General features: G+C 64.4%; 22 protein-coding genes and 2 pseudogenes. 12 read left to right on the top strand and 12 right to left on the bottom strand.

Features of this window, described 5'->3' with window-relative positions; all coding sequences use genetic code 11:
* From ruvB to rcdA, 8 genes are all read right to left on the bottom strand, one after another.
* A partial coding sequence (gene ruvB, locus DH10_RS27185) for a Holliday junction branch migration DNA helicase RuvB (protein ID WP_192385560.1) occupies positions 1–647 on the bottom strand: 647 nt, incomplete at its 3' end.
* Positions 644–1,048, bottom strand: a complete 405-nt coding sequence (locus DH10_RS27180; RefSeq protein ID WP_192245791.1) for a type II toxin-antitoxin system VapC family toxin — start codon at positions 1,046–1,048, stop codon at positions 644–646. The genes ruvB and DH10_RS27180, both read right to left, overlap by 4 nt.
* Positions 1,045–1,332: an AbrB/MazE/SpoVT family DNA-binding domain-containing protein gene (locus tag DH10_RS27175; protein WP_192245789.1), complete on the bottom strand. Its 288-nt coding sequence runs from the start codon at positions 1,330–1,332 to the stop codon at positions 1,045–1,047. Before DH10_RS27175 ends, DH10_RS27180 begins: the two co-directional genes overlap by 4 nt.
* Before the next feature lie 68 nt (positions 1,333–1,400).
* A complete protein-coding gene (ruvA, locus tag DH10_RS27170) occupies positions 1,401–2,021 on the bottom strand; it encodes a Holliday junction branch migration protein RuvA (protein ID WP_192245787.1) in 621 nt (206 codons plus the stop codon).
* Positions 2,022–2,031: 10 nt separating this feature from the next.
* The gene (locus tag DH10_RS27165) at positions 2,032–2,451 is read right to left on the bottom strand and encodes a type II toxin-antitoxin system VapC family toxin (protein ID WP_192245785.1); all 420 of its coding nucleotides are present in this window, start codon (positions 2,449–2,451) and stop codon (positions 2,032–2,034) included.
* Positions 2,429–2,698 carry an AbrB/MazE/SpoVT family DNA-binding domain-containing protein gene (locus DH10_RS27160; protein ID WP_192245783.1) on the bottom strand — a complete coding sequence of 90 codons (270 nt, stop codon included), beginning with the start codon at positions 2,696–2,698 and terminating at the stop codon, positions 2,429–2,431. The genes DH10_RS27165 and DH10_RS27160 overlap by 23 nt, the downstream gene beginning before the upstream one ends.
* 58 nt (positions 2,699–2,756) lie before the next feature.
* Entirely contained in the window at positions 2,757–3,266 is a 510-nt protein-coding gene (gene ruvC / locus DH10_RS27155; protein WP_192245781.1) for a crossover junction endodeoxyribonuclease RuvC, read from the bottom strand.
* Between the two features lie 89 nt (positions 3,267–3,355).
* Entirely contained in the window at positions 3,356–3,886 is a 531-nt protein-coding gene (rcdA, locus tag DH10_RS27150) for a protease adaptor protein RcdA (RefSeq protein ID WP_192245779.1), read from the bottom strand.
* Between the two features lie 532 nt (positions 3,887–4,418).
* Here rcdA and DH10_RS27145 point away from each other — a divergent pair.
* Positions 4,419–4,970: a DUF2269 family protein gene (locus tag DH10_RS27145; RefSeq protein WP_192245777.1), complete on the top strand. Its 552-nt coding sequence runs from the start codon at positions 4,419–4,421 to the stop codon at positions 4,968–4,970.
* 40 nt (positions 4,971–5,010) lie between these two features.
* On the opposite strand, the gene DH10_RS27140 is transcribed toward DH10_RS27145, so the two are convergent.
* Positions 5,011–5,781 (bottom strand): sulfite exporter TauE/SafE family protein, encoded by a 771-nt coding sequence (locus DH10_RS27140; RefSeq protein WP_192245775.1) that lies wholly within the window; start codon positions 5,779–5,781, stop codon positions 5,011–5,013.
* 182 nt (positions 5,782–5,963) lie between these two features.
* Between DH10_RS27140 and DH10_RS27135 the strand changes: the two genes are divergently transcribed.
* Positions 5,964–6,422 carry a GNAT family N-acetyltransferase gene (locus DH10_RS27135; RefSeq protein WP_192245773.1) on the top strand — a complete coding sequence of 153 codons (459 nt, stop codon included), beginning with the start codon at positions 5,964–5,966 and terminating at the stop codon, positions 6,420–6,422.
* Positions 6,423–6,437: 15 nt separating this feature from the next.
* Here the strand turns inward: DH10_RS27135 and DH10_RS27130 are convergent, their stop codons facing one another.
* A complete protein-coding gene (locus DH10_RS27130) occupies positions 6,438–7,166 on the bottom strand; it encodes a class I SAM-dependent methyltransferase (protein ID WP_192245771.1) in 729 nt (242 codons plus the stop codon).
* A gap of 249 nt (positions 7,167–7,415) precedes the next feature.
* On the opposite strand from DH10_RS27130, the gene DH10_RS27125 reads away from it, so the two are divergent.
* Positions 7,416–8,063, top strand: a complete 648-nt coding sequence (locus tag DH10_RS27125; protein WP_192245769.1) for a thiamine phosphate synthase — start codon at positions 7,416–7,418, stop codon at positions 8,061–8,063.
* Between the two features lies 1 nt (position 8,064).
* Positions 8,065–9,210, top strand: a complete 1,146-nt coding sequence (locus tag DH10_RS27120) for a tetratricopeptide repeat protein (protein WP_312891225.1) — start codon at positions 8,065–8,067, stop codon at positions 9,208–9,210.
* Between the two features lie 7 nt (positions 9,211–9,217).
* Here the strand turns inward: DH10_RS27120 and DH10_RS27115 are convergent, their stop codons facing one another.
* Positions 9,218–10,234: a zinc-dependent alcohol dehydrogenase family protein gene (locus DH10_RS27115; protein ID WP_192245767.1), complete on the bottom strand. Its 1,017-nt coding sequence runs from the start codon at positions 10,232–10,234 to the stop codon at positions 9,218–9,220.
* A 101-nt stretch (positions 10,235–10,335) separates the two neighbouring features.
* On the opposite strand from DH10_RS27115, the gene DH10_RS27110 reads away from it, so the two are divergent.
* From DH10_RS27110 to DH10_RS27080, 7 genes and pseudogenes are all read left to right on the top strand, one after another.
* On the top strand, positions 10,336–11,199 hold the full coding sequence (locus tag DH10_RS27110; RefSeq protein ID WP_192245765.1) for a LysR family transcriptional regulator: 864 nt from the start codon (positions 10,336–10,338) through the stop codon (positions 11,197–11,199).
* Positions 11,200–11,329: 130 nt separating this feature from the next.
* Positions 11,330–11,896, top strand: a complete 567-nt coding sequence (efp, locus tag DH10_RS27105) for an elongation factor P (RefSeq protein ID WP_192385559.1) — start codon at positions 11,330–11,332, stop codon at positions 11,894–11,896.
* Between the two features lie 24 nt (positions 11,897–11,920).
* Complete coding sequence (locus DH10_RS27100) at positions 11,921–12,721, top strand: inositol monophosphatase family protein (RefSeq protein WP_192245761.1); 801 nt, start codon at positions 11,921–11,923, stop codon at positions 12,719–12,721.
* Between the two features lie 109 nt (positions 12,722–12,830).
* On the top strand, positions 12,831–13,541 hold the full coding sequence (gene trhA / locus DH10_RS27095) for a PAQR family membrane homeostasis protein TrhA (protein ID WP_192245759.1): 711 nt from the start codon (positions 12,831–12,833) through the stop codon (positions 13,539–13,541).
* Between the two features lie 102 nt (positions 13,542–13,643).
* Entirely contained in the window at positions 13,644–14,663 is a 1,020-nt protein-coding gene (locus DH10_RS27090) for a MotA/TolQ/ExbB proton channel family protein (protein WP_192245757.1), read from the top strand.
* Position 14,664: 1 nt separating this feature from the next.
* Positions 14,665–15,693: a peptidoglycan -binding protein gene (locus DH10_RS27085; protein ID WP_192245754.1), complete on the top strand. Its 1,029-nt coding sequence runs from the start codon at positions 14,665–14,667 to the stop codon at positions 15,691–15,693.
* Positions 15,694–15,859: 166 nt separating this feature from the next.
* Positions 15,860–16,150 (top strand): annotated as a pseudogene (locus DH10_RS27080) (hypothetical protein); the annotation flags it as partial.
* A 184-nt stretch (positions 16,151–16,334) separates the two neighbouring features.
* Here DH10_RS27080 and DH10_RS27075 read toward each other — a convergent pair.
* Positions 16,335–16,688, bottom strand: coding sequence for a DUF1304 domain-containing protein (locus DH10_RS27075; protein WP_192245752.1), 354 nt, complete (start codon positions 16,686–16,688; stop codon positions 16,335–16,337).
* A gap of 148 nt (positions 16,689–16,836) precedes the next feature.
* Here DH10_RS27075 and DH10_RS37275 point away from each other — a divergent pair.
* Positions 16,837–17,013 (top strand): annotated as a pseudogene (locus DH10_RS37275) (carboxypeptidase M32); the annotation flags it as partial.

Here is a 17,013-nt window from a genome sequence, read left to right as displayed (position 1 = left end):
CCGCGGGCGCGGCGAGCGATCTCCAGCGCGCCGTCGTCGCCGAGCGGCATCGAGAGGATGCGGGCGCCGCGGCGCACGATCTGCTCCAGTTCCTCGACCGTGTAGAAATTGAGCCTGACCGGAATGCCGAAGCGGTCGCGCAGCGGATTGGTCAAAAGCCCGAGCCGGGTCGTCGCGGCGACCAGCGTGAAGCGGGCGAGATCGATCTTGACCGAGCGCGCCGCAGGCCCCTCGCCGATGATCAGGTCGAGCTGGAAATCCTCCATCGCCGGATAGAGGATCTCCTCCACCGCCGGATTGAGCCGGTGGATCTCATCGATGAAGAGCACGTCGCGCTCCTCGAGGTTGGTGAGCAGCGCGGCCAGATCGCCTGCCTTGGCGATGACCGGCCCCGAGGTCGAGCGGAAGTTGACCCCGAGCTCGCGCGCCATGATCTGCGCCAGCGTCGTCTTGCCGAGCCCGGGCGGGCCGACGAACAGCACATGGTCGAGCGCCTCGCCGCGGCTCTTGGCGGCGTCGACGAAGACCTTGAGGTTGGCGCGAACCGCCGCTTGGCCGACGAATTCGTCGAGCGACTGCGGCCGCAAGGTCTGGTCGGCATCCTCGCCGCGCTTGTCTGGGGCAATGAGGCGGGGCGAAAGGTTCATCCGAGCAGCTCCATGCCGACAATTGACTTTGCTGCGCGCTGATCGAACGTGACAGAGTGCGAGCAACCCAGATTTCGATTGTGCTCCGCGATCAGTGCGTCGGCAAAGTCCACCTGCGGTGAACTCGATCGTTCGAGCGCGACCACGATGGCATCGAAATCCTCGAAAGCCAGTGTCTTGACTTTCAGCAGCCTCTGGATTGCCGCCTGCACCTGCTCTTTCGGCATCCTATAGCGCGAAAGCAGAGACCAACTGAATTCGACCAGGACGATCAAACTCACAAAGCCGGGTTCTTCCTCGTTGAGATCCTTGCCAAACGCAAGGGCTCTTGCCCTTTGCTCCGCATCATCGTTCAACACCATTCGAAGCAAAACGTTGGTATCGATGCCTATCGACGTCACTCGCCGCCGCCCTCTTGCCCACCCCGAGGCTTGTCACCGACTACATGTCGGCCGACGGCATCCCGCACTGCGGCGTCAATCTCTTCCAGCGAGGCTGGGCCGCCGGGCGGATCGCCCAGAAATCCAGCGAGGTCGGCAAAATCGAGATTGCGCGGTGTCCCGACCAGATAGCCATCCACAACCGTCCAGGCGATCATGTCGCCGGTCTTGAGCGACAACGCGTCCCGAACGTCCTTTGGAATTGTAAGCTGGCCCTTCGACGTGAGACTGGCGAATGCACCCATTTCCTTACTTTCCGAAAAATTTCTTACCATCTATATGATAGTCGGAATTTCTTTTTCCAGCAATCACCTCATCGCGCGAGCTCCTTCAGGCCGAAACGGATCAGCTTCGAGGCATCCGCCCCCTCGCCGGCTGATTTCAGCGCTGCCGAAACCGCGTTGGCGGCGATGTCGCGCGAATAGCCGAGATTGACCAGCGCCGATACGGCATCGGTGATCGGCGCAGGCGCCACGCCTTCGCCGAGCTCCTGTCTGAGGCCGATCGTGCCGTTGCCGGGGCCGCCATAGGCCGGAGCCTTGTTCTTCAACTCGGTGACGATGCGCTCGGCCACCTTCTTGCCGACACCCGGCGCGCGGGAAACCATGGCGATGTCGCGCAGCGCGATCGCATTGGCGAGGTCGGCCGGCGCCAGCGTCGACAGCACCGCCAGCGCCACCTTGGCGCCGACGCCCTGCACATTGTTCATCAAGAGGCGGAACCATTCGCGCTCGAGCGCGCTCTGGAACCCGTAGAGCCGGATCATGTCCTCGCGCACGTAGGTCTCGATGAACAGCACCACCGCTTCGCCAGGCGACGGCAGCGACGCTAGTGTGCGGGCCGAGCAATGGGCGACATAGCCGACGCCATGCACGTCCACGACGCAGGAATCCTCGTCGATCTCATCCAGCGTGCCTTTCAGCTTGCCGATCATGTCCTGGCTTTCATGGGTGCGTTTCCGGAGAGATGATCTCGAGGTCGGGAAAATAGCTACGATACCGAGCGGGGTCGCGCGTCAAAAGACGGTGCCCGGCAACGGCGGCATGAGCGCCAATGAAAAAGTCGGGCAGCGTCCGCTCCCGAACGCCGCCGGCGCGGCGGTAACGGGAGTGCGCGACACCGGCCACAAATGCCGCTTCCCACGGCACAAGCTCACGGTCGATCTCAAGCATGTCGGCCGCTCTTTTAAGCTGCGCCTCCGTCGCGATCAGCGGGGCAAGTTCGGACCAGACTATTGTGTTTACTACCAACGCGCCTTCGCGCCGACAGGAGGCGACGGCGTTGGCCGACCATTCCGTCGAGGATCCGCCCGGCCCCCAGACGTCGATCAGCACATTCGTGTCAATCAACGTCGAGATCTTCACGCGGCCCCCTCAGCCATTCCACATATTCATCGGCGGTCATGTCCTTGAGATTCAAGATCCCCACCATGCTGGCGAGAGTATCCCTGAACCTGCGGGACGCTTCCTCTTCCGAAAGGTTTTCGTTGACGGCGACAAGCCGAGCGCCATCGTTCGTTGCCAAGAACTCGACTTCGGAACCGGGACCAATTCCCAAATGGTCCCTTATCTGCTTGGGGATCGTCACTTGCCCCTTGGTGGTCACGCGCATGTAATACCTCGTAGGTATTACTTACTTACTTCCTCGCCGCGAACAAGTCAAGAACAGGCTATCCCACAACAGCCATCCGGTAGGCGACGCTCTGGCGGTGATGCGCGTGGCAGATGGCGATGGCCAGCGCGTCGGCCGCGTCATCGGTCTCGAACACCGCCTTCGGCATTAGCACCTTCACCATCATGTGGATCTGCTTCTTCTCGCCATGGCCGACGCCGATCACGGCTTTCTTGACCGCGTTGGGGGCATATTCGGCGACAACCAGCCCGGCGCGCGCCGGCACCAGCATGGCGATGCCGCGGGCCTGGCCGAGCTTGAGCGTCGCTGTGGCATCCTTGTTGACGAAGGTCTGCTCGACCGCCGCTTCATGCGGCATGGCCTGATGCAGCACCTCGGCCAACCCGTCATGCAACTGGCAGAGCCTTACCGCGAGCGATGCCTTGTCGTCGGAGCGCACGGTGCCGGATGCGACGAAGCGCAAAGAATTGCCGAGACTCTCGACGATGCCCCAGCCGGTGCGCCTCAGCCCCGGATCGATGCCGATGATGCGAATCACTTCCCCCATGCGCCAAGTCTAACCTCGGCGCATGGCGATGCCAGCGAATTGTGAACAAACCAGAAACGGCTTTGCGCCCGTCGGCGCGGAACTGCCGGTTAGCCGCGTGCGAAGGCCGTGTTCAGCAGACTAATCTGGTCGGAAACCGGGTTGGCGCGGCGGCCGGCGGCCGGCGCGTCGTTCATGGCGCCGCCGTAGATTTCTTCGTCCATGCGCTTTACCAGCGCCTGCAGACGCAGCGACCGGCTCACCAGGTCCAGGAATTCCTTCGGCAGCTCGTTCCAGCCCAGCGCCTCGTCATGCGCGGAAGCGGTGTCGAGCCGCACCTTGGATTTCTCCGAAGCGACCTGGTCGCGGGTCATCTCGCCGGAATTCGCCGCCCGCTGCAGAAGCAGCCAGGAAGCGACCTGCATCAGCCTGGTGGTGAGCCGCATCGATTCGGCCGCATAGAGCGTCGCCGCCGTGCGCGACAACTTCTTGGCTTCGAGCCTGCCCTTGCCGTCGAGATATTCGGCCGCCTGTTCAACCAGGCCCATGCCCTCCTGGTAAAGCGGCTTGAAGGATTGGGAGAAAACCCGGCGTTCCGCGAGTTTTATGGTTTTCGCGCTGCCTTTCGAAGGCTCGGTCATCGATACGCCCCTGCACTGCCGCAAGCCGATTCGGCATCCTTGCCGATACGTCCTGCACCCTTAAACGACTGAGGCTTGAAAATGCGCTTCGATGCCCATGAAGGCAAGCGCATGTTTAACAAACGGTTAACGCCGGGCCGCGCCCCTGGCCTTCCGCCGGCGGACAAAAAAAGAGCCGCGGATAAGGCGGCTCTCAGGAGTTTAACAGGGAGGCGTCAAACAAAGTGGCTCCAACCACTCGGTAAGAATCCAGACAAACTGGATGGTCGTAGTAAACGCCTGTAAAGCTTAATGAAGCCTTAACGCCGGGCGGAATTTTTGTCCGAACGGGCCTTCCTGTGCCGGAACGGGACGGGTCAGCTCTGTCTGCTCGACGCGCGCAAACCGGATTTTCGGCTGCTGATCGCAGCGCCGAAACATGCTGGCCGCCGCCGCGACATCGTTCCGAAACACGCCCCGCGCTAAACGCCGGCTCCTCTCAACGGTCGGCGCAATCGCCGCCGCCGCAAATCAAGAAATCCAGGAGCACACCATGGACTGGTACTCGATCGTCAAATTCCTTCACGTCGTCTCGGCCATCCTGTGGGTCGGCGGCGGCTTCGTCCTCTTCCTGCTCGGCATGCTTGCCGAGCGTGCCGGCAACATCGAGGACAAGCTGCAGGCGATGCGCGCCAGCGGTGAGCTCGGCGGCCGCTTCTTCGCGCCGATGTCGATGCTCACGCTGATCTTCGGCCTCATCATGTGCGGCTTCTGGGTCGGCTTTTCCGAGTTATGGATCGTCATCGGCCTCGCCGGCTACGCGACGACCTTTTCGATCGGAATGCTCGTCTTCAAGCCGACCGGCGAGCGGATGGGCGCCATGGTCGCCAAGGAAGGCGTGACGCCTGCGGTTCTCGCCATCGGCCAGCGCATGATGAGCTGGGCGCGTTTCGACTATGCGGTGATGCTGGTGATCATCGCCGACATGGTGCTGAAGCCTACGCTCCACGACATCGGCATCCTCGCCGGCATGACGCTGGTGGTGGCGGCCGGCGCGGCGCTCGCCCTTGGCGGCGGCCGCCAGATGGTGCCAAGCGCGGCCTGAGACCGCGATTGCAGGGGCGGCTGCTGAGCCGCCCCATCTGTTACATAAGTCCGGCGATACCGTCCCAGAGCAGCTTGACCGCCACCACCGCCACCGTCGCGTAGGTGAACGGATAAAAGACTTCCGGCCGCATGCGGCGCACCAGCCAGGCGCCGGCGATGGTCGAAAGCGGCGCCAGCGGCATCAGCACCGCCGAGGCGGTGAGGTTGGTGGCGTCGAACTGGCCGAGCGCGAAATAGGGAACGAGCTTCAGCGCATTGGTGGCGGCGAAGAAGATCGCCGCCGTCCCCGACAGCACCTTCGGGTCGAGCCGGACCGGCAGCGCGTAGACTTGGAACGGCGGGCCGCCGACATGGGCGACGAAGCTGGTGAAGCCGGCAACCGTGCCCCAGAAGGCCGCGGCGATTCGGTTCGGCTCCGCCGCATGGTGGGCGCCATGGCGGAACTGCAGATAGATCCAGCGCAGGACGAAGATCAGCGCGACGGCGCCGACGATCAGCCGCACCATCTCCTCGGTCACCAGGGCCGCCGTCAGCCAGCCCAGGCCGATGCCGATGACAGCGCCCGGCATCATGTCGATCAGCATCCTGCGGTCATAGACACCCCACCATGTCCACACCGAAACGATGTCCATCAGGCAAAGGATCGGCAGCAGGATGGCTGCGGCCTGCACCGGCGGAATGGCCAGCGCCATCGGCGGCACGCCGACGAAGCCGACGGCGCCGCCGAAGCCGCCCTTCGACAGGCCGACGAGGATGACCGCCGGAATGGCCGCGGCATAGAACAAGGGATCGCTGAGCAGACCTGACATAGGATGGGAACGGCTGGAGGTGGCGGGAGAACCTGCAATAGACCACAAAGCGGAAGAGCGCGATAGCCGATGCGCCCCGTCGGCAGGCCGGCGAGATCAACTGTCCGTAACCCAGCCTTCCCGGTTTGCGGCAAGCGGCGGGGCCATGCATAAAGTCGCCGGCCCAGCCCGAGGTTTTGACAATGAGCGAAGTCCAGATCCGACGCGCGGAGAAAGCCGATCTCCCGGCGATCGTCGCGATGCTCGCCGATGACGCGCTTGGCCGCGCCCGCGAGAATGCGAGCGTGCCTTTGGCGCAAGCCTATCAGGATGCCTTCGCGGCGATCGACGGCAACCCGAGCCAGTTCCTGGCGGTGATGACGGACGGCGCCGAGGTCATCGGCACTCTGCAGATCAGCTTTCTTCCAGGGCTGTCGATGCGGGGCGCCTGGCGCGGCCAGATCGAGGCGGTGCGTGTCGCGGCGAGCCGGCGCGGCGAAGGGCTGGGACAGCGCCTGCTGGAATGGGCGATCGAGAAATGCCGCGAGCGCGGCTGCAGGGTCGTCCAGTTGACGACCAACAAGAGCCGGCTCGACGCCCACCGCTTCTACGAACGGCTCGGCTTCAAGGCCAGCCATATCGGCTACAAGCTGGACCTCTAACCCGCCGCAGGGCCTTCATCGCCTCGCCTGAACAAGGAGGAACATCGGCCGCTCGAGCTCTTCGGCCAGTTCCGGCCTGGCGGCGATCTGCGCATCCGTCGGACAGAATTCCTCCACATGTCCGATGGTGAAGCCGGCCTTGATCAGGCGGTTGAGCGTGGTGCCGATGGTGCGGTGATGCTTCACCACACCCCTGGTCAACCAGTCGGTCGTGCGCGGCCCCTCGATCAGATACCGATCGACGGGCCAAGTCTTTTTGCCCGCGGCATCGACGGACCAGCCCGGATTGGCCGGGGCCATGTAGATCGGGTGCTCCGTGGAGAAGACGAAGGACCCGCCGGGAACCAGAGCCTGATGGAGCGTCGCGAACAGCCGCGCGACATCGCCGACATAGTGCAGGGCAAGCGAGCTGTAGGCGAGGTCGAAGCACGCCTTCGGCAGGCTGAGCTCGTCGAGGTCGCCCCGCTCATAGGTGATGGCGTCGTCGGCGCCGGCGGCGCGCGCCCGGGCAAGCATCTTCTCCGACAGGTCGAGGCCGAGAACCTCCCTGGCTCCTTGCGCGCGCGCCCAGCGGCAGAACCAGCCGAAGCCGCAGCCCAGATCGACAATGCGCGCACCATCGACTTCCGGCAGCATGGCGCGCAACGCCGGCCACTCGGGCGCGCCATCCAGACCTTCCACCGAACGGCCGAGGCGGCTGTAGCCTTCGAAGAAATCAGCCTGATCGTAGATGTTTTGCGCCATGCTCTTTCCGTGCTTTCGTTTGCCAACCTAGCGGACGTCTCATTGGCTTCCACTGGGGACTTCCATCGGGGGCTTCCACTGGGTTTCCACAGGCCGTCTGCCAGTCCCCGAAATTGGCGCAAGCCGCCGCTGTCGCGATGCATTTCGGCGGCTATCTTCGCAGGCCTCCTGTTCAAGCCAGGCGCTTTGCTCTATGCCGCAATGCAACCATCTTCGCCCGGCATAGGCGAGAACCGGGATCGAAGACCGATGAATGAAGCAACGCCGCCCAACCGCTGCCGCATCGTGCTGATCGCGCCGCCGCTTGCGACGGCCGAGCACATCTGCGCGGCGTTCGACGGTGGCGATATCGCCTCGCTGATCCTGCCTGACAACGGCATGGACGATGCCGCCTTCCAGGCCTTCGCGGAGAAGATCGTGCCGGTCGCTCAAGCCGCCGGCATCGCCGTCATCATCGCCGGCGACAGCCGCATCGCCGGCCGCGTCCACGCCGACGGCATCCATGTCGAGGCAAACCGCCGGGAGCTCGCCGAGACGATCGAGCGCCTGGCAGACAAGATGACGGTCGGCGCCGGCGGCGCCAAGACCCGCGACGAGGCGCTGGGCCTCGGCGAGGAGCGGCCCGACTACATGTTCTTCGGCCGCTTCGGTTACGACAACAAGCCGGAGCCGCATCCACGCAACCTCTCGCTCGGCGAATGGTGGGCGCAGATGATCCAGATCCCCTGCATCGTGATGGCCGGGTCCGAGCTCGCCTCGGTGGAGACTGTAGCGGCCACAGGAGCCGAATTCGTGGCGCTCTCCAGCGCCGTCTTCGCCGAGGGACTCGATCCGCGCGCGGCGATCGCCGCCGCCAACGCGCTGCTCGACGAAACCGCGCCGCGCTTCGAGGACTGACGTGCGCTGGTCCCGGCTTTCCTTCACGGTCTTGGCCGCTGCCTTGACGATCCAGGCGGCCGCGGCGGCGGGCACGGAAACCGTGCCGGTGCCGCAGCCCAGGCCGGACACGAGCACACCGGGCACGAGCGCGCCAAACACAAGCCCTCCCAATACGGGCGCTCCCAATACGGTCGCCCCTGTTACAAGCGCCCCGAATACTGGCGCCCCGAATGCCGGCGCGGTCCATGCCGACAAGCCGATCGAAACACAGCTGCCGCAGCCGGCAACGCTTCAACCGCCATCGGCCGATACCGTCAATCCCGATCGCTTCGGCGCCAAGCCGCCGGACGCCGCCTACGGCGCCTTCCAGCGCGGGCTCTATAAGACCGCCTACAACCTTGCCATGGTCCGGGCCAAGAACGGCGACCCCGCGGCCCAGACGCTGGTCGCCGAGATCCTGTCGCGCGGGCTGGGCGTTCCGCTCAACGCGGCAGAGGCCGCGAAATGGTATGGGCTCGCCGCCGAGCAGGGCGTGCCGGAAGCGCAGTTCCAGTATGCGCTGATGCTGCTCGACGGCCGTTATGTGAAGAAGGACGACAAGGAAGCCTATGCGCTGATGCAGGCCGCCGCCGAGGCAGGCAACCGCCTGGCCCAGTTCAACTTCGCGCAATTGCTCGTCCAGCAGGATCCGGGCGATGCCGGCCTTGGCAAGGCGGCCGTCTACTATGAACGCGCCGCCGGCACCGGCCTTGCCGACGCCGAATACGCGATGGCGCAACTCTACGCCAACGGCGCGGGCGGCAAGCTGCGCGACGACGCCAAGGCACGCGTCCTGTTGGCGCAGGCCGCCCGGCAGAACTACGACACCGCGCAGATCGATCTCGCCGCTTGGATGATCGAGGGGCGCGGCGGCGGGCGCGATCTGAAATCGGGCTTCGCCTGGATGAAGCGGGCGGCCGAGGGCGGCAACGTCGCCGCCCAGAACCGCCTCGCCAAGCTCTATATGGGCGGCATCGGCACCGACCCGGACCTGATCCTGGCCGGAGCCTGGTATATCGTCGCCCGCCGCGCCGGACTGATCGACCCGCAGATGGACGATTTCCTGCAGGGCCTCGACGACGGCCAGACCAAGCAGGCGCTGCAGAAGGCGAACCGGCTGCCTTAACACCGCCTTATAGCGTGTGATCGAGCACCACCTTGCCGAAAGGCGAGCCGTGCTCGAGGTACCGAAGCGCGTCCGCCGCCTCTTGCCAGGGAAACACCCTGTCGATCACCGGCCGCAGGCCATTGACCGCAATCGCCCGGTTCATCGCCTCGAAGGATTCGCGTGAGCCGACCGGTATGCCGCGCGCCCTCACCTGGCGACGGAAGATGTCGAGCGGATTGATCGCCCCTTCGCTGCCGCCGAGATAGCCGATGACGTTGATCTGCGCGCAGCGCGCCGCTGCCTTGAGCGACTGCGCGAAACTCTGCGGGCCGCCCACTTCGATGATATGATCGGCGCCGCGCCCATCGGTCAGCTCCAGCACAGCCGACCCCCAATCCGGGTTGTTGCTATAGTTGACGCCGTCATGCGCGCCGAGTTCCTTGGCTCGGGCAAGCTTCTCGTCGCTGCTCGAGGTGACGATGACGCGGGCGCCGGCTGCCTTGGCAAATTGCACGGCAAACAGCGACACGCCGCCGGTGCCAAGGCTGAGCACAGTCTCACCAGGCCTCAGATTGCCTTCGGTGAACAGCGCATGCCAGGCGGTCACGCCGGCGCAGGCCAGCGTCGCTGCCTCGATGTCGCTAAGATGAGAAGGAGCAAGAACCGCGGCCTGCTCATCCAGCCGAGCCAATTCGCTGAGCATCCCGTCGATCGGGCCGCCACGTTGGTAGGAAGCCTCGGCCATGACGAAGCTGCCGCCCACCCAGCGCTGCCAGAACGTGCCGCATACGCGGTCGCCGACCTTGAACCGGCTGACCTCCGCGCCGGCGGCCACCACCTCGCCGACACCATCGGAAAGCGGCACCAGCGGCAGGGCGAAAATCGTGTGATAGCTGCCGCGCACGATCTCGACGTCGCGGTAGTTGAGCGCGCTCGCTTTGACCCTGATGATGATTTCCTGACGACCCGGCTTCGGCATCGGCCGTTCGACCATCCTGAGGTTTTCAATGCCGCCGGGAGCTTGCAATTCGATCGTGCGCATTTGGTTTTCCTTCGCTGAGTGCGTCGGAAGAGAAATCGCTTGCGCGACATCGGATTTCAAATTCATAATATTCACAATTATTATGCATTGAGAACATCCGCATGCTAGAGGAATTACGCACCCTTGTCCTTTTCGCCGAGGAAGGCTCGATCCAGAAAGTGGCGTCGCGGCTGCCGCTGACGCAGCCGGCAGTGACGCGCCAGATGCAGCGGCTGGAGGACATGCTCGGCACGACGCTGCTCGACCGCCGGCAGAAACCGCCATGCCTGACAGCGGCAGGATTGGAAGTGCTGGCGCGCGCCAAGGACATCCTGGCCTCGGTGGAAGCGCTGAAATCCTTCGCGTCGGATGCCGAGCCGCAGGGCGTGTTGCGCGTCGGCCTGGCGCACGGCTTGTCCGACGCCAGTGTAGCGAGCGCCATTGCCGGCGCGGCCGCCGCATATCCAAAAGTCTCTTTGCGTCTGCGGACTGCCTGGAGCGCCGAATTGATCGAACAGTTCGGGCGCGGCCAGCTCGACATGGCGATCGTGTTGCGGGCGACCGGTGATCAAGACAGTGACATCGTCGGCACGGAACGTCTTGGCATCTTGGCGCGCGCCGGCCTTGCCTCAGATCCAAGGCACTCTGTGCTCGCAGACATGCCCTGGGTGCTGAGCCCCGAGCCTTGCGACGCGCGCCAGAGACTTCGGTCCGCCTTGGGCGACCGGCAGCGCCTGCTTGTTGCCGCCGAGATCCAAGACCCTACCATGCAGATGGAATGGGTGCGCCGGGGGCATGGTCTCGGGCTTGTACCGCTGCGGCTGGCGGCGCGGGTACTGCCCGACGATGTCGAGCTTGTCGATGTCGGTGATCTCGACCTTTCCATGCCGGTGGTGGCGTTGTGCTCGCCTCATCTCAACCGTCTGGAAAAGGTCGCCGCCGCCATCGCCGAGGCCGTCGGCAAGGTCATCGATATCGAGGGCTGACCTCGGCTGGCGGCGCCGCGCCGATCCGATGCTCCCTTGCCGCCCTCCCTTGCCACTCAATGCGATTTGTGGTCTTGGAGGCGCCAAAGCGCGCTCCGCGCGAAAAAATCTCATTCCGGATCAGTTCAACATGGCCAAGATCAGTGGCAGCGAAATCCGTCCCGGCTATGTCATCGAGCACGATGGCGGCCTGTGGGTGGCGGTCAAGACCAACACCGTGAAGCCCGGCAAGGGCGGCGCCTACAACCAGGTCGAGCTGAAGAACCTGATCAACGGCACCAAGCTCAACGAGCGCTTCCGCTCGGCCGAGACCGTCGAGCAGATCCGGCTCGACCTGAAGGATTTTTCCTTCCTCTACGAGCAGGGCGACGCGCTGGTGTTTATGGACACCGAGAGCTACGAGCAGCTCGAGCTGCCGAAGGATTTTGTCGGCGAACGCGCCGCTTTCCTGCAGGACGGCATGATGGTGACGGTCCAACTCTATGAGGAACGGCCGATCGGCATCTCGCTGCCCGACCAGGTGACGCTGGCCATCACCGAGGCCGACCCGGTGGTGAAGGGCCAGACGGCGGCCTCCTCCTACAAGCCTGCGGTGCTGGAAAACGGCGTCCGCGTGCTGGTGCCGCCCTTCATCTCGGCCGGCGAGCGGATCGTCGTCGACACCAACGAGATCACTTACGTGCGCCGCGCAGACTAAACGGCCAAGAAGCAGGAAGAAAAAATGGCGCGCTCCGCTCTCCTCAATGTCATGGTCCAGGCCGCGATGAAGGCCGGCCGCTCCCTGTCGCGCGATTTCGGCGAGGTGCAGAACCTGCAGGTCTCGATGAAGGGACCTGGCGACTATGTCAGCCAGGCCGACCGCAAGGCTGAAGAGATTGTCTTTGCCGAGCTGTCGAAGGCGCGGCCGGGCTACGCCTTCCTGATGGAGGAGCGCGGCGCCGTCGAAGGCGAGGACGGCCAGCATCGCTGGATCGTCGACCCGCTCGACGGCACCACCAACTTCCTGCATGGCATCCCGCTCTTCGCGGTCTCGATCGCGCTCGAGCGCCAGGGCCAGATCGTCGCCGGCGTCGTCTACAATCCGGCCATGGACGAGCTCTATACCGCCGAGCGCGGCGGCGGCGCCTTCATGAACGATCGCCGGCTGCGCGTTGCCGGGCGCGGCAAGCTCACCGATGCCGTGATCGGCTGCGGCGTGCCGCATCTCGGGCGCGGCCAGCACGGCAATTTCCTGATCGAATTGCGTAACGTCATGGCCGAAGTCTCCGGCGTTCGCCGTCTCGGCTCCGCTTCGCTCGACCTCGCCTATGTCGCGGCCGGCCGCATGGACGGGTTTTGGGAAGTAGGCCTCTCCGCCTGGGATATCGCCGCCGGCCTGCTGTTGATCCGCGAGGCGGGCGGCTTCGTCTCCGACTTCGAGGGCGGACAGGAAATGCTGGAGCGCGGCTCGGTCGTCGCCGGCAACGAGGTCATCCAGCGGGCGCTGCTCAAGACCGTGAAGAAGCCGCTCCCGTCCCGTTGAGAAGTGGCACCGGCGAGCCCGGCGCGCTGAAGCGCCGCAGTCGCAAAACCGCAACCGAAGCTTGAAATACTGGTCCACGACTGCCCAGATAGGGCTTCAAGGACCAACCATGAACGACGCACGCGCAAAGTCCCATCTCGAAATCGGGACTCAGATCGAAGTCCCTTTTGTGGGTCGCTGGCACTATTCGCGCGGCGAGATGATCGCCGATGGCATCGTCCATGCCGTCGGCATCGTGCTGGCGATCGCGGCCGGTTCTGCCTTCCTGGCGCTCGCTGCCTTCCGTTCCGGCCCGGGCGAATATGTCGCCGCCGTCTTCTACGTGGTGTCGTTGCTCACCGTGCTGTCGGTGTCGCTGGCCTACAATTTGTGGCCGATATCGTGGCCGGCGAAGTGGATCCTGCGCCGCTTAGACCATGCCGCGATCTATCTCCTGATCGCCGCCACATATACGCCTTTCCTGGCCCAGCTGAACACTTCGCCGCTTGCCCTGCCCATGATCGTCATCGTGTGGAGCGCGGCGGCGGCGGGCATCGCGATCAAGATGTTCCTGCCCGGACGCTACGACCGGCTGGCGATCGTCTTCTACCTCGCGATCGGCTGGAGCGGCGTGGTGCTGGCCGGGCCGCTGGTGGAGACGCTGCCGACGACCTCCGTCGTGCTGCTCATTGCCGGCGGCATCGTCTATTCCTGCGGCGTCATCTTCTTCGCCTGGAAAGGCCTGCGCTTCCACAATGCCGTCTGGCACGGCTTCGTCGTCACCGGCGCCGGGCTGCATCTGGCCGCCATGGTCGACTGCCTGGTCATCAGTAGGTTCTAAACCTTGCTGGCGGCGATATTGCCAAGCGCCATTCAATTTGGTCACAATTCCGTTTAGAGTCGCGGCAATTCTGCGGCGGGTGGCATCGGAAACGGGGCACGGATGGCTTTTCTCAGATCCTTCGGCAGGCGCTCGGATGTCCTGGTCTACGATCCGCACAAACTGTCGAGCCCGCAGGTCTTCCTGCTCACCATGGTGATCTTCCTGATCATCGTAGCCTTCATCGCCGCCATCCTCACCCGCCAGATCTCGACCGCCTTCTCCAGCAATCCCGGCCTCAACGGGCTGATCATCGGCGTGCTTGTCGTCGGCATCCTGCTCGCCTTCACCCAGGTCGGCCGGCTGTTCAGGGAAGTGCGCTGGGTCAATTCCTTCCGCGCCGGCTCCGAGACAACCGAGCCGGTGCTTTTGGCGCCGATGAAGGCGATGATCGGCCGTTCATCGACGATCGCCTTCTCGACCTCTTCGATGCGCACCATGCTCGATTCCATCGCCACCCGCCTCGATGAAAGCCGCGACACCTCGCGCTATCTCGTCGGGCTCTTGGTGTTCCTCGGCCTGCTCGGCACCTTCTGGGGCCTGCTCAACACCATCGCCTCGATCCGCGAGACCATCGAGGCGCTCGACCCCGGCAGCGGCGATGCCGCCGCCGTGCTCGACGCGCTGAAGCAGGGCCTGTCTGCGCCGCTCGCCGGCATGGGCACGGCCTTCTCGTCCTCGCTGTTCGGTCTCTCGGGTTCGCTGGTGCTCGGCTTCCTCGACCTGCAGGCCGGCCGCGCCCAGACCCGCTTCTACACCGAGCTCGAAAACTGGCTGTCCTCGGTCACCGACCTGTCGTCCGACATCGTGGTCTCCGACCAGGCCCGCGCCGAGCCGTCGGAGGAAATCCGCCTGTTGTCGGAACGGCTGCGCAGCCTGCAGGAGAACGGCGGCGGCTCCAACCCGCGCGTTGCCACCGCCATGGCCAACCTGGCGGACGGCATTTCCGGACTGGTCAAGAACATGCGCTCCGAGCAGCAGATCATGCGCGACTGGGTCGAGGCACAGTCCGACGAGCAGAAGGCGATGCGCAACACGCTGGAGAAGATCGCCGACGCGCTTAAGAAGCAAGGGGTCCACTGACGTGGCGCTGGCAAGGCGGCGCGCCGATCGCCGGATCGATTACTGGCCGGGCTTCGTCGACGCGCTGTCGACGCTTCTGCTCGCCATCATGTTCCTGCTCACGGTGTTCGTGCTGGCGCAGTTCCTGCTCAGCCGCGAAATCTCCGGCAAGGACACGGTGCTCAACCGCCTCAACTCGCAGATCAACGAACTGACACAGTTGCTCGCGCTGGAGCGCTCGAACAGCCAGGACAAGGAAGATACGCTCGCCAACCTGCAGGCCTCGCTGTCGGCGGCGGAAGCGGAAAAGAGCCGTCTTCAGCAATTGCTGGAGCAAGGCGCCGGCGCCGGCGATGCGGCCAACAAGCGCGCCACGGCCCTTTCCGGCGAGCTCGACAACCAGCGCCAGATCAGCCAGCAGGCGCTGAGCCAGGTCGAGATCCTCAACCAGCAGATCGCGGCGCTGCGCAAGCAGATCGCAGCGCTCGAGGACGCGCTCAACGTCTCGGAGCAGCGCGACCGCGAGTCCAACACCAAGATCGCCGATCTCGGCCGCCGCCTGAACGTGGCACTCGCGCAGCGTGTCCAGGAGCTCAACCGCTACCGCTCCGATTTCTTCGGCCGGCTGCGCGAGATCCTCGCCGACCGCGAGAACATCCGCATCGTCGGCGACCGCTTCGTCTTTCAGTCGGAAGTGCTGTTTCCCACCGGCTCCGACGTGATCAACGATGCCGGCAAGGTCGAGATGAAGAAGCTCGCCGACGCCGTCATCGAACTGCAGAAGGAAATCCCGCCCGAGATCAGCTGGGTGCTGCGCGTCGACGGCCACACCGACAACAAGCCGCTGTCCGGCACCGGCCGCTATCGCGACAACTGGGAGCTCTCGACGGCGCGCGCGACCTCGGTGGTGAAGTTCCTGATCGAGAACGGCGTGCCGGCCAACCGGCTGGTCGCCGCCGGCTTCGGCGAATTCCAGCCGCTCGATCCGGCCGACACCGACGACGCGCGCAGCAAGAACCGCCGTATTGAGCTGAAACTCACCGAACGTTGATCCGGCATCACGCGAACTCACGCGAACGCGAATTTGTTCGCCGGCTCAACTCTAGGGCGCAAACGGCCGGCGACAATGCCTGAAGACATTATCTTTTTTTAATTACACATCGCAAATTGACGCTCCTAGTTTGCCGCGCAGGGCCGGGAACCGCCGGCGATGCCTCCGCGTGACCAGCCTCATCGAGCAGATCCAGGGTGTGGACCAAGGCATCAGGGATGCGCGGGAAGCCAACACCATCTCGGCCGCCGAGGCGCAGCAGTTGCATATGCGCGCCGCTCATATCAGCCAGGCCGCCGAGAAGGTCGCCGGCTCGGATCATGGCAGGATTCCCGCCACGCAATATCACGACCTGCTGCGCCGTCTCGACCATGTCGACCAGAAACTCATGGTCGACACCGGCAGCGGCTTCCTGATGGGCGACGGCTCCGACGGCGGTCACTACCCGAACGATTGAAGTCTTCGGAGGAAACGGAAGGGACCACCTGGCGCCCGAGGGACCTGTGCATGTCGCCCAAAGTGCGCAGCGGTTTTGGGGGAACGGCATGCATCAAAACAAAGACCTAAAGAGCGTCGCCTGAATCCGTTTCAGGGCGATGCGCTTTAGCCCAAGGGCGTCCTTTTTCGATCACGTCCTTTGATCACAGGCCGAGCCAGAGCGCGACGATGGCAAGCACTGCCGGCACGGTCTGGATGAACAGGATTTTCCGGCCGACGGTCGCCGCGCCGTAAAGGCCGGCGATGGCAACGCAAAGCAGGAAGAATATCTTGATCCGGAACCCGCCGTCGCCGAGATAGAGGCCCCAGATCAGGCCTGCGGCAAGAAAGCCGTTATAGAGCCCCTGGTTGGCGGCGAGCACTTTTGAGGCGCTCGCGAATTCGGGCGTCAGCTTGAACGCCTTGTGCCCGCGCGGCGTGTCCCAGAGCACCATCTCCAGATAGACGATGTAGCAGTGGATCAGCGCTACCAGCCCGACCAGGATATTGCCGATCATTGTCCCCTCCGCTCGTTCGCATCGAGCATTGATCACGCTACGCTGTTGCAAGGCAAGACGGGCTGACCCGCAACCGGCGGATCAGGGTTGCCAAGCTCGATGCCTTGGTATCTTTTCGCGCCAGCCCATTTGCAGCCGGAAACCATCCATGTCCTTCCAAAAACTCGACCAACTCGGCCACAAGCTCGAAGCGCTGGAGCATGCGCTGGCCATCCTCGGCGCCGACGAGGCGACCCATATGGCGGTGGGCGGCGGCGAGAAGCGCGCGGAGGCGACGTCCGCCCTTGCCGGCATGCTGCACGCTCAGGCGACCGCGCCGGCGATC

The sequence above is a fragment of the Mesorhizobium silamurunense genome, assembly GCF_014843825.1.
GTDB classification, from domain to species: domain Bacteria; phylum Pseudomonadota; class Alphaproteobacteria; order Rhizobiales; family Rhizobiaceae; genus Mesorhizobium; species Mesorhizobium silamurunense.
Note: the sequence above shows the minus strand (reverse complement) of the source record. Positions and strands in the feature narration are given on the sequence as shown.

What these genes read in the sequence shown, in the direction of transcription:
- DH10_RS27175 (WP_192245789.1), bottom strand. Translation starts at nt 1,332, where the DNA reads ATGGGTGCATTCGCCAGTCTCACGTCGAAGGGCCAGCTTACAATTCCA.
- ruvA (WP_192245787.1), bottom strand. Translation starts at nt 2,021, where the DNA reads ATGATCGGCAAGCTGAAAGGCACGCTGGATGAGATCGACGAGGATTCC.
- DH10_RS27160 (WP_192245783.1), bottom strand. Translation starts at nt 2,698, where the DNA reads ATGCGCGTGACCACCAAGGGGCAAGTGACGATCCCCAAGCAGATAAGG.
- ruvC (WP_192245781.1), bottom strand. Translation starts at nt 3,266, where the DNA reads ATGGGGGAAGTGATTCGCATCATCGGCATCGATCCGGGGCTGAGGCGC.
- rcdA (WP_192245779.1), bottom strand. Translation starts at nt 3,886, where the DNA reads ATGACCGAGCCTTCGAAAGGCAGCGCGAAAACCATAAAACTCGCGGAA.
- DH10_RS27145 (WP_192245777.1), top strand. Translation starts at nt 4,419, where the DNA reads ATGGACTGGTACTCGATCGTCAAATTCCTTCACGTCGTCTCGGCCATC.
- DH10_RS27140 (WP_192245775.1), bottom strand. Translation starts at nt 5,781, where the DNA reads ATGTCAGGTCTGCTCAGCGATCCCTTGTTCTATGCCGCGGCCATTCCG.
- DH10_RS27135 (WP_192245773.1), top strand. Translation starts at nt 5,964, where the DNA reads ATGAGCGAAGTCCAGATCCGACGCGCGGAGAAAGCCGATCTCCCGGCG.
- DH10_RS27130 (WP_192245771.1), bottom strand. Translation starts at nt 7,166, where the DNA reads ATGGCGCAAAACATCTACGATCAGGCTGATTTCTTCGAAGGCTACAGC.
- DH10_RS27125 (WP_192245769.1), top strand. Translation starts at nt 7,416, where the DNA reads ATGAATGAAGCAACGCCGCCCAACCGCTGCCGCATCGTGCTGATCGCG.
- DH10_RS27115 (WP_192245767.1), bottom strand. Translation starts at nt 10,234, where the DNA reads ATGCGCACGATCGAATTGCAAGCTCCCGGCGGCATTGAAAACCTCAGG.
- DH10_RS27110 (WP_192245765.1), top strand. Translation starts at nt 10,336, where the DNA reads ATGCTAGAGGAATTACGCACCCTTGTCCTTTTCGCCGAGGAAGGCTCG.
- efp (WP_192385559.1), top strand. Translation starts at nt 11,330, where the DNA reads ATGGCCAAGATCAGTGGCAGCGAAATCCGTCCCGGCTATGTCATCGAG.
- DH10_RS27100 (WP_192245761.1), top strand. Translation starts at nt 11,921, where the DNA reads ATGGCGCGCTCCGCTCTCCTCAATGTCATGGTCCAGGCCGCGATGAAG.
- trhA (WP_192245759.1), top strand. Translation starts at nt 12,831, where the DNA reads ATGAACGACGCACGCGCAAAGTCCCATCTCGAAATCGGGACTCAGATC.
- DH10_RS27090 (WP_192245757.1), top strand. Translation starts at nt 13,644, where the DNA reads ATGGCTTTTCTCAGATCCTTCGGCAGGCGCTCGGATGTCCTGGTCTAC.
- DH10_RS27075 (WP_192245752.1), bottom strand. Translation starts at nt 16,688, where the DNA reads ATGATCGGCAATATCCTGGTCGGGCTGGTAGCGCTGATCCACTGCTAC.